The sequence below is a fragment of the Streptococcus sp. SV2 genome (genome assembly GCF_030440175.1).
Taxonomy (GTDB): domain Bacteria; phylum Bacillota; class Bacilli; order Lactobacillales; family Streptococcaceae; genus Streptococcus; species Streptococcus raffinosi.
On sequence record NZ_JAQFJQ010000001.1, the window covers coordinates 204,477 to 218,303 of the forward strand.

The window sequence follows — 13,827 nt, forward strand, 5'->3', positions numbered from 1 at the left end:
CTGTTATCAAGCTCGAGTTTTGATTTATGCTTTTTGGAAAGCACCTTGTTTATAGCTAATCCAGAAGAAAAGCGGTGTACAGATAGCCATTGCTACCAGATAGATTGGTAAGGTGTAGCTATTAAGTGTCGAAATTTCAATCACATCTCGAAGATAATAAGAGCTGATGAAGAAACCAAAGACTGAGTAAATAATCAAGGCCACACGCCCCTTATTCAAGGGGATACAAGCACGAATAACGGCAAGGACACCCGTTGATCCCATCATATAGTAAGACAGCGTCAGCATGTCCGTATTGCTCATACCAAGATAGACCTGAGATAGATGGAAAATAAGAACACTGATAACCAACATCAAGGCATTAGGAATAGACAACTGGAGCGAACGTCTGAGGAAATGTTTCTCAACAGGTCGAATATTACGTTCGAAGGTCAAAATAAATGGTGGAAGACCCTCGATAAATTGCCCCGCTAAAGTCATCTGAACCTGAATGAATGGGAAGACCAAGAGGTACTCTGCCTTTCCAAAAACAATACTGGCAATACAGATAAGTCCCAAAAGGAAGGAATAAACCGTTTTGATGAGGAAAATAGGTGCAATGTGGGCAATATTATTAACCACACGACGTCCCTCAAATAGAATTTCAGGAATATCCTTAAACTCAGAATCCATAAGCACCAAGTTGGCAATCTGACGAGTAGCGGGATCCCCTTCAGCCATAACAATCGAACAGTCCGCTTCACGTAGTGCTAAAATATCGTTGACACCATCACCAGTCATAGCTGTGGTATGCCCGTTGGCATTAAGCGTTTGGATTAACAACTTCTTCTGATGCGGAGATACGCGGCCAAAGATTGCCGTATCTTCAGCCAAAGCCTCCAACTCCTCATCACTAACCTTAGAACAGTCAATATAGCTTTGATAATCCGCAAAACCAGCCTGGTGGGCAATATGAGAAACCGTCACAGGATTATCACCTGAAATAATCTTAAGCGTCACATCTTCTGAACGTAGGTATTCCAAAGTTTCTGCAGCATCCTCACGAATCGGATCGGCAATTTCGAGCAAGGCCAAGCCTTCAACATCATTCGGCAAACTCATGGTCTCTGTATCAATACCCGATTGACTCAAGGCTAAAATCAAGACCCGAGAACCACGTGCCTGCGCCTGTTCTACTGCTTGAGGGTTCTCCTTAAGTAACATCTCAGGTGCACCTAAAAAGAGAGTTCCAACCCCTTCAATAACCATAGCACCCCATTTACGATCACTTGAAAATGGAATAATATCGCCAACCTGATAGTTGTTTTCCAGACCTTCATAGGCATTACGAATAGCCTGGGCCGTTGAGTTGTTATCCTTGCTATGCTGCATGTAAGCCGCCAGCAAACCTTCCAACTCCTCCTTTGTGTAGCGCTTAGACAAGAGCTCTAGACCTTTAACGGTCATCTTACCTTGCGTAATCGTCCCTGTCTTATCCAGGCAAAGCACATCCACACGTGCTAGAGTTTCAACAGAGTACATCTCTTGCACCAAGACATGCTTCATCCCAAGCTTAATGACAGCCGTCAAAAGAGAGGTAATGGTCAAAAGGGCAATTCCCTTAGGCAACATGCCCAAAAGCGCCGTCGAACTTGTAACGACCGACTCTTGAAGAGAAAGCTGCTTAATCATGTAAGCCTCGAAAAAGAGAGCCAGACCAAACGGTATAACAATCTTTCCTGTGAACTTGGCAATCTTATCCATGTTATAGAGGATACGAGACACGATTGGCTTGTGCGTTTTGGCCTCTAGCATGAGCTTATTGGCGTAATTGTCCTCAGCTACATGAATGACTCTAGCATAGACCTGACCGCTCACAAGGTAAGAACCTGATAGTAGCTCCTTCCCATCTTTTTTGAGAATGAGATCACTCTCACCAGTCAACATAGCCTCGTTTAGCTCAGCCATTCCATCAACAACCTTGGCATCACTGGGCACCTGTTCACCCGCAGATAGAAGCATCAGGTCATCTAAGACAATATCTTGAGGATCAATAGCAGAAACTTGACCATCACGAACCACACGAATCTGATCCTTATTCATGAGATTGAGCTTATCAATCATGCGACGGGCACGCAGTTCCGTCATCATCCCCGTAAAAGCATTAAGCACAATAATCCCGAAGAAAAAAAGATTGGACCAAGCCTGCACAGCAATCAAGGCCACAAAAATCGCAAAATTGAGCATATTAAAGGAGTTAAAGACATTACGCCTAAAAATCTCCCAATTACTGGAGCCAGTTTTTGCTTTAAAATGATTTGTTTTTCCGGCATCTATCCGCCGCTTGACCTCCATCTGAGTCAAGCCTTGTAACTGTCTGTTCATAACTTTCATAGTAGCATAAAAACGAGGTGTTTTCAAAAGTTAGCCGTCATAAATCCCAAGGAAATAGGCCCATTAAATCGCATACTTTTTCCACCTTGTCATTCAGGCCAATAAACCCAAAAGCACTCTGTAGGATTAGCGTTTCTAATTAAACCTACTTTGATAAAGTAAATTAAACAACCACTGAAGATTGATAAAAGGTTTTGTTTGAACCTTCATAATTGGGGAAAAATCTTCCCTAATCTCTCGTTTAATTTTCGATTCATTAACTTGAATTCTTTTTGCTTCTTCTGAAAAATAACTGACGTGATTAAATCTAAACCTACTGTCAAAACCGATAGTCATATTATCCTTATCATATAAAAAGTATCCTAAGGATTTTGTTAGAAAAGATTTACTTTTAGTATTTATAATAGCGTTTGTTCCATCATCATCATATCTAATATTGTCAATTTTAGGAGTATAAATCCATCCCATATTCTCTATCAACATAACTAAATCCGGTTCTGTTCCCTCCTTATGAGGAATATGCTGAGCATAATAAACAGAGTTAAATTTTAAATTACAATAAGTATAGAGACTCATACACAAGACTGTAAATAGTCCCACAAAAAGCCCTAAAATAATTCTTTTTTGCATTGTCATCTTCTCTTTCCTTTTCTATCTCCAATCAGATGTTGACTGGATTGACAATAAACCATTGTACATTATTCATCACAAGTCTTACAATTTAAAAATTTCTTTCTTTTGTAATTGGTCCAATAGTTTTTTGCTAAAACCTCTTGATAACTTTGTTCTAAACAGACTGAGTGCACCTATAATGCCAGATTCTCTTCAGTACCTCTCCTTACTTTGTCAATCAAACCAAACATGGTATAATAGTTGAGGTTTTGACTGCCTCTTCTATTAGGCAAAATAAGGCATCATATTTAACAAACAGGGGCTAAACCCTTGGTATGAAAGGAATCTAGAAAATATTATGATGAACATGCAAAACTTGTTCCAAGAATTTTTTAGGCTTGTTATCATCATAAATACTGATTTTAAGGGATTTAACTACTAGTAAACTTAACAACTTTTATATATTTTACACAATATAGGACAGTAAATGGACAGTGACAGCATAATTAAAGAGTGAACAAAAAGAGGTATAAAAATACCTCTTCAGATTGAAGACAAAGTCCTCAGAAGTTATACTTCTGGGGACTTTTCTTGCTTCGAAGGAGTATAAGAAAAGAAAAGGTATTTGATGAGGTACTCCTAGTTAGCGATTTGTACTGAAAGTCGCCAGCACCAAAAAGTTGTTGTGCGTCATATTTGGAAAGATGCCTTAGAAATCTGTGAAGATATCCGTCATCAAAGTGGGATGAAGGAACGGTACCAACACCGGAAAGAAACGATAGAACGTTTATTCGGAACAGCTAAAGAATATCATAACTTGCGTTATACCAGAGAAAAAGGAAAGTCCAAAATGGAAGATAAGGTTGGGCTTACTTTGGCATGTCTAAATATCAAAAAATTGGTAAAAATGATGGTAGGGAAGACCTGTTATTTTATCCAAATACCTCAATATTATTGGATTATGGGAGAATTAAGTGTGAATATAAAAAAAGACAAACATCAAAAACGATGTTTGTCTTCATTCTGAATCAGAATTTTAATAGGAATTCTGATTTTTTTATGCAAATCCATTTAAAAGCCAAAGGGTGTTTAATTATTATTTATTAAAATATAGATAAATATCATTTGATTAGTATTTGTTAAGTAGGAGTGTTTAATTCAAACGACTTCATTATAATAGTTGTCACATACATTAAAATTATAAAAAATTGAAAAAAGGTTGAAAAATAAAAATAACATGTTATAATTATAGCGTCTATATGAATAGGGAATATTGGTAGTAGTAACTTGAAGCCAACTTGATTGTAATCTTTCAACTCTTTTGGGGAGAGTTTTATACGATTACGTGTTGGTGCTTGGTACTATATGGTATTGGGATAGGGTTATCATACCGATATTTTGATTTGTAAGATAGGGGTAGAGCGTAAGTAAAGGGGACGCTCTTTAAAATGGGGAGAAGTTTTTATGAAATATATGTAAATTAGCAATACTGCTGGATTCAAAAACACTTTTATTAGCAAAGCGTTTTTTCTCCTGCAGTTTTTTTATTTTTTAAATAGTGTATTTTTAAATTCGAGGGAGAAGACTAAATAGCTCAAAACCATTGATATCCTTGGATGATATGACTTAGTTTTCTTGTCTTACTTCTTGAATTTTATACGTAATGATAGTCTTTTTATTGAGACCTTTTTCTTTATCTACTTTACATCATTTGCAAAACAAGACCAATAGCGAGGGCATTCCCTTTAATGCTTTTAGAGAAAGGATAACTCATTTTCCTTATTATTGGGGATAATAAAGTGATAATGTAGAGTCTTATTTGTCAATATTATATTGATTTCGTATAGGTCATAGGGGGGATCTTATGGGAAAATTAAATATTATGGTTGTCTTTGGGACAAGACCAGAGGCAATTAAGATGGCGCCGTTAATTCTTGAGTTGAAAAAACATCAAGAAACCATTAATACTATTACAGGACGTTTTGTTACAGACAGTTTGGATGCTGAAGGTATTAAAACTACTTAGAATGGTGAGGCTGTAATGGTATTAGGAAAAGTAAGTGATTTTTTAATCAAGTATCAAAGATTGTTAACGTACTTAAGTATTTTTGCTGCGTTAATGTTATTAATGCGCTTAGTGTATGATGATGTTTTGATTGACCATGATAATCCCATCGTTTTAGCAATCTTTATTTTAGCAATCTTTATTTTAGCAATCTTTATAGGAATACTAGTTCTTTGGACCCTAGCATCTTACCTTAATCGAGGACAGCATATGCTATCCCACTTTATCTTACAGAGTTCGAAACTTATTAACGTCTATGCTGTAGACTTAGATTATCGTTTTATTGCGGTTAATAAGAATGATATTCGGCTCATGGAAGAAATCTTTTATTTCACTCCCAAAATTGGTGACTTTCCAATGAATTATCTTAATAGTGAAGATGCTGCGCGTTTAAAAGCAAATGTTGATCGTGCGAAAAAGGGTGAAACATTTATATTTATGGATACTATTAAGACAGGCGACAAAACGCTTTACTGGCAAAATATGTATTCTCCCATTTATAACAATCGCCAAAAAGTGATTGGTGTTTCTTGTTTTGTTCTTGATGTTACAGAGCAGAGACTTCATGAACTTGAAATACAGAGGATGGCATACGAAGATGTTTTAACACGGGTTCATAATCGACGATATATTGAGCTTGCTTTTGAGGAATGTCTGACACGTAAAGAAGAACAAATTACGGTTATTATATCTGATTTGGATAAATTCAAGAAAGCAAATGATACCTTTGGACATGCTACGGGAGATAAGATTCTAATTGAATTTGGTGATATTTTAACGAAGATAATGCCTGAAAGTGCTGTAATAGCAAGGTTAGGTGGAGATGAATTTGCGGTTTTACTCCCTGGAGTTTCTGAAAATCAAGCTGAATTTTTAATAAAACTTGTTCAAGCAGAAATGACTCTCAAAGATATGGGGATTACAGCATCTTTAGGTGCTTATACGAACTCTTATCAATCACATAAAAACTTCGTTGATTTTTTTGCAATAGCTGATAAGAAAATGTACGAAAATAAAAGTCAAAAAGGAGAACGTCGATGATGTTTCAAGATGTTGTTATTGTCATTCCTGCCTACGAACCTGATGACCGTTTGTTGGAACTTTTGAAAAATATTCGGGATAAGGAAAATCAAATGTTTGACATTATTCTAGTCGATGACGGTAGTGGAGCTGATTTTGCACCGTTATTTGCAATAGCGCAGAGTAACTATGCATGTCATTTGCAAAGACATGCTGATAATAAAGGAAAAGGTCGTGCTTTAAAAACGGCTATTTCATATATTTTGGACAATTTTCCTAATGCCAAAGGAATTGTGACGATTGATTCTGATGGTCAACACACCTACGAAGACATGATGAAATGTTTGGCTGAATTTTTGCAACATCCTGATCGTTTGGTGCTGGGTGTTAGAACATTTGAAAAATCTGTTCCTTTACGTAGTAAATTTGGAAATTTATTGACAAGAGACGTCTTGGGGGCTATGACAGGTGTGAACGTTTCTGATACGCAAACGGGACTTCGTGTGATTCCTATGTCATGGTTGCCAAAACTCTTAACCGTGGAGGGTGAACGGTATGATTTTGAGATGAATATGTTACTTGAGGCAAAAGAGGACAATATTCTGATTTGTGAAGTTGGCATTGCAACGATTTATTTGGATGAAAATCAGTCGTCGCATTTTGATGCGATTCGTGACTCGATTAGAATTTACAAGGTTTTCTTCAAGTACATTTTTTCATCATTGTTTTCCTTCTTGGTTGATATTGTTGCTTTTACGATTTTAATTTCTTTGTTTAATGGATTGAGTTTTAGTGCGGTGACGTTAGCTTCGATTTTAGCGCGTGTGATATCATCTGTTGTTAATTTCACCTTGAATCATAAGGTGGTCTTTAAACAAGGTCAATCAAATAGTGCGATAAAATACTTCACTTTGGTGGTAGTACAGATTGTTTTGTCAAGTTTATTGGTAACAGTTCTAGGAAATGCCTTGACGACGCTACCAATTTCATTGGTGAAGATTTTAGTTGACGCTACACTTTTCATTGTCAGTTATTTTGTGCAAAAACATTTGATTTTTAGTGGAGGTGAGAATGAAGACTAGTAAGAGGATACTCTATTTCGTTGCATTTGTAACGACTGCCTTTTATTTAACTTGGCGTTTGGTGGCGACTATTCCGTGGCATGATTCATGGTTTGCGCTGATCTTTGGGATTTTATTGTGGGGAAGTGAGGTAGTTTCGGCCATTACAGGCTACATTCTCATTTGGAATAAGCAAAAGGACTTTGAGCTTGAAGAGCCTGAGATTGCTAAGGAGCGTTACCCAGATGTGGATGTTTTGATTGCAACGCATAATGAGGATCCAGAGTTGCTTTATAAGACGATTAATGCCTGCACTTTTATGGAATATCCTGATAAGTCTAAGGTGCATCTCTACGTCTGTGATGATACCAATCGTCTAGAAGTTGCCAAATTGGCTGATGAGCTTGGTGTTGGTTATTTTGGTTTGGCGGATAATAAAGATGCCAAATCAGGAAACTACAATAATGCTTTACGTCAGACGTCATCACCTTTGGTGGCGACATTTGATGCGGATATGATTCCTTATCGTGAATTCCTGTTGGAAACTGTGCCTTATTTTGTTGAACAAGTTGAGGCTTATGAAAATGGTGACGATTATGATAAGTCAAAAGTTGGTTTGATTCAAACGCCACAAAGTTTTTACAATGCTGATATTTTCCAATTTAACTTGTTTTCAGAATCAACCTTACCAAACGAACAAGATTTCTTTTCCAAAGAAATTAATGTTTTCAATAATTCGCACGGTGCAGCGCTTTATACGGGGTCTAATACGCTTATTTTCCGCAAGGCGATTGAAGATGTTGGTGGTTTTCCGACAGATACCATTACGGAGGATTTCGAGCTAGGTGTTCGGATAAATGCGGCTGGTTATGTAAATTATTCGACGAAAAGTCCAATGGCTAGCGGGTTAACGCCAACAGATTTGAAGAGTGTCATCAAACAGCGCGTGCGCTGGGGACGTGGCGTTATTCGCAGTAGCTACAATATGAATATCTTCTTTAATCCCAAATTGACAATGGGGCAAAGAATTGTTTATATTAATGGCTATCTTTATTGGTGGTCTTTCTTTAGACGGTTATTGTTTATCTTGGCACCGATTTTATATACGGTTTTCCATGTGCGTGTGGTGGTGTCAAATATCTGGCTACTGTTCCTATTCTGGTTGCCAAGTTTCGCATTGACACGCTTGTCAATGCGAGAAGTCTCAAAACAATACCAAACACAGGTTTGGGGAGAAATTGTGGAAACGATTTTTGCTCCGTATTTGTTTATTCCCATGATGTTGGAGTCCTTTGGCATTAGCAATACAAAATTTAAGGTGACACGTAAGGGAAATTATACGTCGTGGACGTTGTACCTTTATGCGATTCCTTATCTTGTTTTATGGGTATTAGCCGTTTATGGTTTGGTGACTTTTAACTATGGAAAATTTGGTTCAGAGCTTTTTTATGGAAGTATTATCAGTTTTTGGTTGATTTATCATATCATCAATTTGACCTTTGCGATTTTCTGTGCGCTTGGTCGTCCGATTTATCGCTCAAGTGAGCGTTTTACTGTTGATGAAGCTATGGTTATTGAGGTTGATGATGATTCTTACCAAGTGAGAGTCTGTGATATTTCAGAAACGGGGATTTCATTCTATACGGATTTACCATTGTATTTGCCGAAAGAAAAAGAACTGACGCTTAATTTGCAATCACGTGATTACCATGCGAGGGTAAAAGGTCATGTTGTTCGTGTTTTTGCGATTGATAATGGTTGGCGCTACGGCGTTCAATTTTCAGAAGTTCCTGAAGCTGATAAACGCGAATTTTATCAGTACATTTATGACCGCATTAATCACAATCTTCCGAAGAAAAAAGACCCTTGGATGACAACATGGGATGATTTATTTGAAAACTTTAGTCAACGTTTCCAAAATAATGAACGTCCTGTTTCAGCCTATGACCAAGTAGCTTTTCCGAAAGTTCGTGTCAATGAAGAGGTTCAGGTTGCTGGAAAAAAATGCCAGCTTAGAAAGACAGATTATTATTACATGACATTTTCTGGAAAATTGACAAATCCTAAAAAAGAACCGAATGTCGCATTTACCTACAAAGATTTGCCAATTCAGTTGACTTTTGTGTCCTATGATACTGATAGAGACGAATCGCTTTATCGAGTTACCAATTTAGCGGATTTGGATAGCTTACCTGCTTTTAAAGCCTTAGCAAATGAATGGAGAGGGAGAGTATGATTAGTATTGCTAGATTACTGTTGTTCTTTGTGATTACCATGGGGTACAATGCCTTTTTCCGTAATACTGTGAAGATGAATCGCCGTCTGACATGGGTGTTTACATTTTCAGTCATTACATTGGTATTGTACCTTGGTAGTTTGTTAGGCTTTATGTTGCAGACCGTGTATGCCATTTCTGTTTTGGGCTGTCTTTTGAGTCTTTATTATCTTTGGGCGGTATGGAAAAAGAAATATCGCTTTAGGAGACTTGATTATATTGCGCTTGGAATGATGGCTTATTTGCTTTTGTTTGGAATAACGCTCTGGCATTCGCCGCTTTTACATTATGATAATTTTACGCATTGGGCAACGATTGTAAAATTTTTCCATATCAATAATGCTTTGCCAACACAGCAGGATACGATTATTAGTTATTATACCTATCCTGTTGGAAGTTCACTTTTCATTTATTTTTTCACGACTATCGTAGGCTTTTCAGAAGGTAGTATGTTGGTCGGGCAATTCTTCTTGATTGCTTCCAGTCTTTATGCCATGTTTGCGGCACTTCGTGATGATCGACGTGTCTTAATGGTTAGCATGATTTTTGCTTCGTTTGCTGTTTTTAATACGTTTAACGTTGCTATTCGATTAAATAATTTGCTGGTTGATTTTTTGCTTCCGGCCTTGGCCTTGGCAGCCATAGCAGGTTGTTTTGTCTATCGTAATCGTTTCTGGTTTTTGTCGCTAAATACGGCGGTAATTCTTGGATTATTAAGTATCGTCAAAGTAAGTGGATTTTTCTTTGTCGCTCTCGTTTTAGTAGTTTATGTGGTTTGTATTGTGCGTTTACTTGTTCGTAAAAGAACACGTTTAAAAGCACTAGTGCTGCTCATAATGACCTTGCTAGTCAGCTCTCTTCCTTTTGTTATTTGGCAAAAGCATGTGACGGATAATTTCCCAAATGCCTCAAGTGCCAAGCATGCAGTGTCCATGTCAGAACTTGGTCAGGTATTGACTGGAAATCTGTCAGGCGTCCCACAAAAAATTATCACTCTTTTTGTCAAATCGGTGTTTACGTTTGACGGTTTGGCAAGCAATGGAATTTTGATAATCAATCTGATTATGCTGATTGCCTTTATTGTGATTGGCATTCGTTTGAAATATAAGAAATTTGTCTTGTTGACTTGGGGATTTGTTGATATTTCGATTGTGACTTACTATATTGGCATTTTACTCATGTATCTGACAGCAATGCCGACTGATGAAGCGTTAGAATTAGCAGGATTTGAGCGCTATGCTTCGAGCATCGTTATCTTTGCTTTTGGTTGTTTGACCATGGCTTTAGCATGGGTAATGGACAAGGGCCTGTATGAAAAAATCATTAGTAAACGTAATGCTAGGTCTTACAAGAGCTTATTTAATAAACGCTTGTACCAATACGCGAGCCTTGTTTTGACAGTTTATGCCATTGGAATGTTCTTGTCAGAAAATAATGGCATTGTTTACAATAACAATCAGGAAACAAACGAGGTCGCAAAAGAAATTCGTCAGTTTACTGGAAGTCAGAGTAATTCGTCAACGGATAGAATTTTGGTTGTAACAGCAGATAAGAAGAATGTAGATAATTATTTTGCCCAATATGCTAGTCGTTATTATCTGTGGGATGTCAATGTTGATGCCAGAGAAAATTTTGTGTCGGTTGACCAAAAATTTTTAGATTTAATGGCATCATACAGCGACAGCGCAACAAGTTATTACCTCAGCAATAAAAATATCAATACTAGAGATAATTCCAATTTAACAGACGATGACTTTATTGCACTCTTAAAAACGTATGACGAAGTCTTGATTTTAGATGACCATTATACGTTTAATACCTTGACGAAAAAACTATTTGGTCAGACATATTCCCCAGGATTGTATAAAGTATCAGATATTCTTGCTGGAAAAGGGTAAGTTTTCTAGCTTTATCAAGCATAAGTCTTGATATTTCAAATAAAATATGCTATTACAACAAAAAATATGTAGAAGGAGGCGGAGTTTGTGACTTCGCCTCTTGTGGTGCTCAAAATACTTTCTTGAACATTGGAGAGGAAGTTAAGATAAATCCGTTTGAATTATCTGCTCTACTCATCACACAAAGCGAGGTCCTCATAGGATGCAATCCACGTTCCACACACTCACACTAGTATAGAAAGATCTCATATCCGCAAAAGCAATATCAGATTTTGGTTCCCGTGAACAATCAAAATAGCCCATTATCTATCTCTTTTATAGTTGTTTTCCCAATATTCCCTTTCACCTTTTCCTATGCCTTCTGGTAATTGCTTCAAACATTGTCCCATACTTTGATATTTAACAATTTCAGTTATTTCAGCCAAAGAAAGTCGATGAGATGCTCTGCTAAAGTCCGTATCGAAGTAATCAACCTCTTCTATTTCAACTAAAATCTCATAATTTTGATCAAGATAATATTTAATTTCAGATGGTACTAACTTCTCTGATTCTTTAAAAAACAAATGAATATGGCCGTTTGAAGACAACAATCGTTCTCTGATATTAGTTGATTTTCCAATATAAAAACAGACTTTTTCATCTTCTAAAATGGCAAAAAACTTATATACTCCCACAATATCTTTTTCCAAAATTTCTGAGGGGATAGTGATATTCCTCATTTTAGCTTTTTCTAATTTTGCTTTATACGTCATTCCCATGGTATTCTCCTAACTTACACCTCTAATGGCATAAAGTCTCCTACAATTTTACCCACAATACGAGGGTTTTCATCATAAGGAATATAGATGTCCTTATAAGCCTTGTTAATAGAAACTAGGCGTAGCCCCCCTTCTTCACGGTAGACTTTCTTGATAAAGTTCTGAGAGTTCCACACTACCGCATAGACTGCCCCATCATAATCAAAACCTGTTTCACAAATAAGAGCTACTGAACCGTTATGATATTTGGGTTCCATTGAATCTCCTGAAACCCATGAGGCAAAATCATGAGCTAGTTCTTCATTGAAATAAACAGTGTCGTAGTTGCGATTGTCATAAACGGATGCACCAATACCAGCAGACATTTTTTCGTATACATGGTACTCATAGAGATTTTCTGAAACCATAACAATTTTTCTAGACTCTTCTTGAACTAACCTACGAGTGTATTCTAAAACCTGATTTTGACCTTTATTTGATAATACATTGTACAAACGAACTATCTCAATTTCTGTAAAATAGCCTTTTGGTACTCTTAGTATTTGTTCTAGTCGGTTTACTTTCTCTTTGGATGGTTCTTTTACTCCTCGCTCCCATGCTGAATAGGCTTGATAGCTGATTCCTAATTGATCTGCAATATCTTTTTGAGTTATTTTTAGCTCTTTTCTACGAGCTTTTAGTTTTTCTGGTTGATACATAGTTCACCTCACATTAATAGTAACTCTAATTCTGCCTTTTTTCTTGCCTCTTCATCTGAGAATTTTTCTTTATCCCAAACATATGCAATCGACTTTCCTTTGTTATAAACAAGCCACGTTTTTAAATTGCCATTATTATCTTTAATTGCTTTCCAGTTATCTTGATTTAATAAATTTGGGTATTCTTGGCTTGTTACAAAACCTACCTTTCTAACTCTCTGCTTAACCTGATTAATAAGGGAAGGTTGAAACTGATGGAACTCCTCAATAATTTGTTCTCTAATATCATGAAACAAACGAAAAATAGAAGCGTTCCTTCCTTCAATATAGTTCTCTACTGCTTGTTTAATTTCACTATCTTTACTAGTGTAATATTCCCGTAGAAAGTCTAAAAGACGGAAAAATAAAGCCTGTTTTGAAACTTCGAGACTATTTTGTACTTGATGGAAGGTTTCGCAACTATAGTATATTTTTGATAAAAGAACAATATCTGGCATCAATACCACAGCCGAAAAGATATTTGCCTCTCGCTCAAGCAAGTTCTCTTGATTATCAATTGATTCTGCAAAATAATTTCCATTATGTTTAAGAATAAAGTGACCTAACTCATGGCATAAGGTGAAATTCTGCTTTACTTTTAGGTTATCTCTTTCATAAGAGAAACTAGTTCCCAATTCATCAACTACTGTCAAACCTTCTATCTTGTGATTAGAAAAATGATGACTAATTACTTGAATCTGATTCTTCTTAATACAATATTGAAAAAAATAAGAGAAATCATAGTTCAATAATGAAATATTATTATCCTTCATGTACTGGTATAATACATGTTTTGTAGACTTACTTATTCTTGCATATAACTTATCCAAAGAACAATACCTCCTTTAAATATGACTCACAGATAACTAAACCTTTTTTGGTTGAGTTCATTTTATAAAAAAATGTGGACAATTGTCCACATGCAAAACTTGTTCCAAGAATTTTTTAGGCTTGTTATCATCATAAATACTGATTTTAAGGGATTTAACTACTAGTAAACTTAACAACTTCTATATATTTTACACTAT

General features: G+C 36.4%; 10 protein-coding genes and 2 pseudogenes. 6 read left to right on the plus strand and 6 right to left on the minus strand.

Annotated features, from left to right (window positions below; all coding sequences use genetic code 11):
* Positions 1-24: 24 nt before the first annotated feature.
* Complete coding sequence (locus PCY14_RS00905) at positions 25-2,364, minus strand: cation-translocating P-type ATPase (protein WP_301363061.1); 2,340 nt, start codon at positions 2,362-2,364, stop codon at positions 25-27.
* A gap of 144 nt (positions 2,365-2,508) precedes the next feature.
* Positions 2,509-3,003, minus strand: a complete 495-nt coding sequence (locus tag PCY14_RS00910; protein WP_060934077.1) for a hypothetical protein — start codon at positions 3,001-3,003, stop codon at positions 2,509-2,511.
* Positions 3,004-3,628: 625 nt separating this feature from the next.
* On the opposite strand from PCY14_RS00910, the pseudogene PCY14_RS00915 reads away from it, so the two are divergent.
* From PCY14_RS00915 to PCY14_RS00940, 6 genes and pseudogenes are all read left to right on the plus strand, one after another.
* A pseudogene (locus PCY14_RS00915) lies at positions 3,629-4,025 on the plus strand (transposase); the annotation flags it as partial.
* Positions 4,026-4,849: 824 nt separating this feature from the next.
* Positions 4,850-5,011, plus strand: coding sequence for a UDP-N-acetyl glucosamine 2-epimerase (locus tag PCY14_RS00920; RefSeq protein WP_008535356.1), 162 nt, complete (start codon positions 4,850-4,852; stop codon positions 5,009-5,011).
* A gap of 15 nt (positions 5,012-5,026) precedes the next feature.
* Complete coding sequence (locus PCY14_RS00925) at positions 5,027-6,091, plus strand: GGDEF domain-containing protein (RefSeq protein ID WP_301363062.1); 1,065 nt, start codon at positions 5,027-5,029, stop codon at positions 6,089-6,091.
* Positions 6,088-7,152, plus strand: a complete 1,065-nt coding sequence (locus PCY14_RS00930) for a bifunctional glycosyltransferase family 2/GtrA family protein (RefSeq protein ID WP_164376671.1) — start codon at positions 6,088-6,090, stop codon at positions 7,150-7,152. The genes PCY14_RS00925 and PCY14_RS00930 overlap by 4 nt, the downstream gene beginning before the upstream one ends.
* The gene (locus PCY14_RS00935) at positions 7,142-9,367 is read left to right on the plus strand and encodes a glycosyltransferase family 2 protein (protein WP_301363064.1); all 2,226 of its coding nucleotides are present in this window, start codon (positions 7,142-7,144) and stop codon (positions 9,365-9,367) included. The genes PCY14_RS00930 and PCY14_RS00935 overlap by 11 nt, the downstream gene beginning before the upstream one ends.
* Entirely contained in the window at positions 9,364-11,304 is a 1,941-nt protein-coding gene (locus tag PCY14_RS00940) for a hypothetical protein (RefSeq protein WP_301363065.1), read from the plus strand. Before PCY14_RS00935 ends, PCY14_RS00940 begins: the two co-directional genes overlap by 4 nt.
* A 112-nt stretch (positions 11,305-11,416) precedes the next feature.
* Here PCY14_RS00940 and PCY14_RS00945 read toward each other — a convergent pair.
* From PCY14_RS00945 to PCY14_RS00960, 4 genes and pseudogenes are all read right to left on the minus strand, one after another.
* Positions 11,417-11,607 (minus strand): annotated as a pseudogene (locus PCY14_RS00945) (DNA polymerase); the annotation flags it as partial.
* Positions 11,607-12,062, minus strand: a complete 456-nt coding sequence (locus PCY14_RS00950) for a hypothetical protein (protein ID WP_196757049.1) — start codon at positions 12,060-12,062, stop codon at positions 11,607-11,609. The gene PCY14_RS00950 and the pseudogene PCY14_RS00945, both read right to left, overlap by 1 nt.
* Positions 12,063-12,076: 14 nt before the next feature.
* Positions 12,077-12,760, minus strand: coding sequence for an XRE family transcriptional regulator (locus PCY14_RS00955; protein WP_060934215.1), 684 nt, complete (start codon positions 12,758-12,760; stop codon positions 12,077-12,079).
* 8 nt (positions 12,761-12,768) lie between these two features.
* Entirely contained in the window at positions 12,769-13,629 is an 861-nt protein-coding gene (locus PCY14_RS00960) for an ImmA/IrrE family metallo-endopeptidase (RefSeq protein ID WP_060934214.1), read from the minus strand.
* Positions 13,630-13,827 lie beyond the last annotated feature (198 nt).

What these genes read in the sequence shown, in the direction of transcription:
- PCY14_RS00950 (WP_196757049.1), bottom strand. Translation starts at nt 12,062, where the DNA reads ATGGGAATGACGTATAAAGCAAAATTAGAAAAAGCTAAAATGAGGAAT.
- PCY14_RS00920 (WP_008535356.1), top strand. Translation starts at nt 4,850, where the DNA reads ATGGGAAAATTAAATATTATGGTTGTCTTTGGGACAAGACCAGAGGCA.
- PCY14_RS00930 (WP_164376671.1), top strand. Translation starts at nt 6,088, where the DNA reads ATGATGTTTCAAGATGTTGTTATTGTCATTCCTGCCTACGAACCTGAT.
- PCY14_RS00925 (WP_301363062.1), top strand. Translation starts at nt 5,027, where the DNA reads ATGGTATTAGGAAAAGTAAGTGATTTTTTAATCAAGTATCAAAGATTG.
- PCY14_RS00955 (WP_060934215.1), bottom strand. Translation starts at nt 12,760, where the DNA reads ATGTATCAACCAGAAAAACTAAAAGCTCGTAGAAAAGAGCTAAAAATA.
- PCY14_RS00905 (WP_301363061.1), bottom strand. Translation starts at nt 2,364, where the DNA reads ATGAACAGACAGTTACAAGGCTTGACTCAGATGGAGGTCAAGCGGCGG.
- PCY14_RS00940 (WP_301363065.1), top strand. Translation starts at nt 9,364, where the DNA reads ATGATTAGTATTGCTAGATTACTGTTGTTCTTTGTGATTACCATGGGG.
- PCY14_RS00910 (WP_060934077.1), bottom strand. Translation starts at nt 3,003, where the DNA reads ATGCAAAAAAGAATTATTTTAGGGCTTTTTGTGGGACTATTTACAGTC.
- PCY14_RS00935 (WP_301363064.1), top strand. Translation starts at nt 7,142, where the DNA reads ATGAAGACTAGTAAGAGGATACTCTATTTCGTTGCATTTGTAACGACT.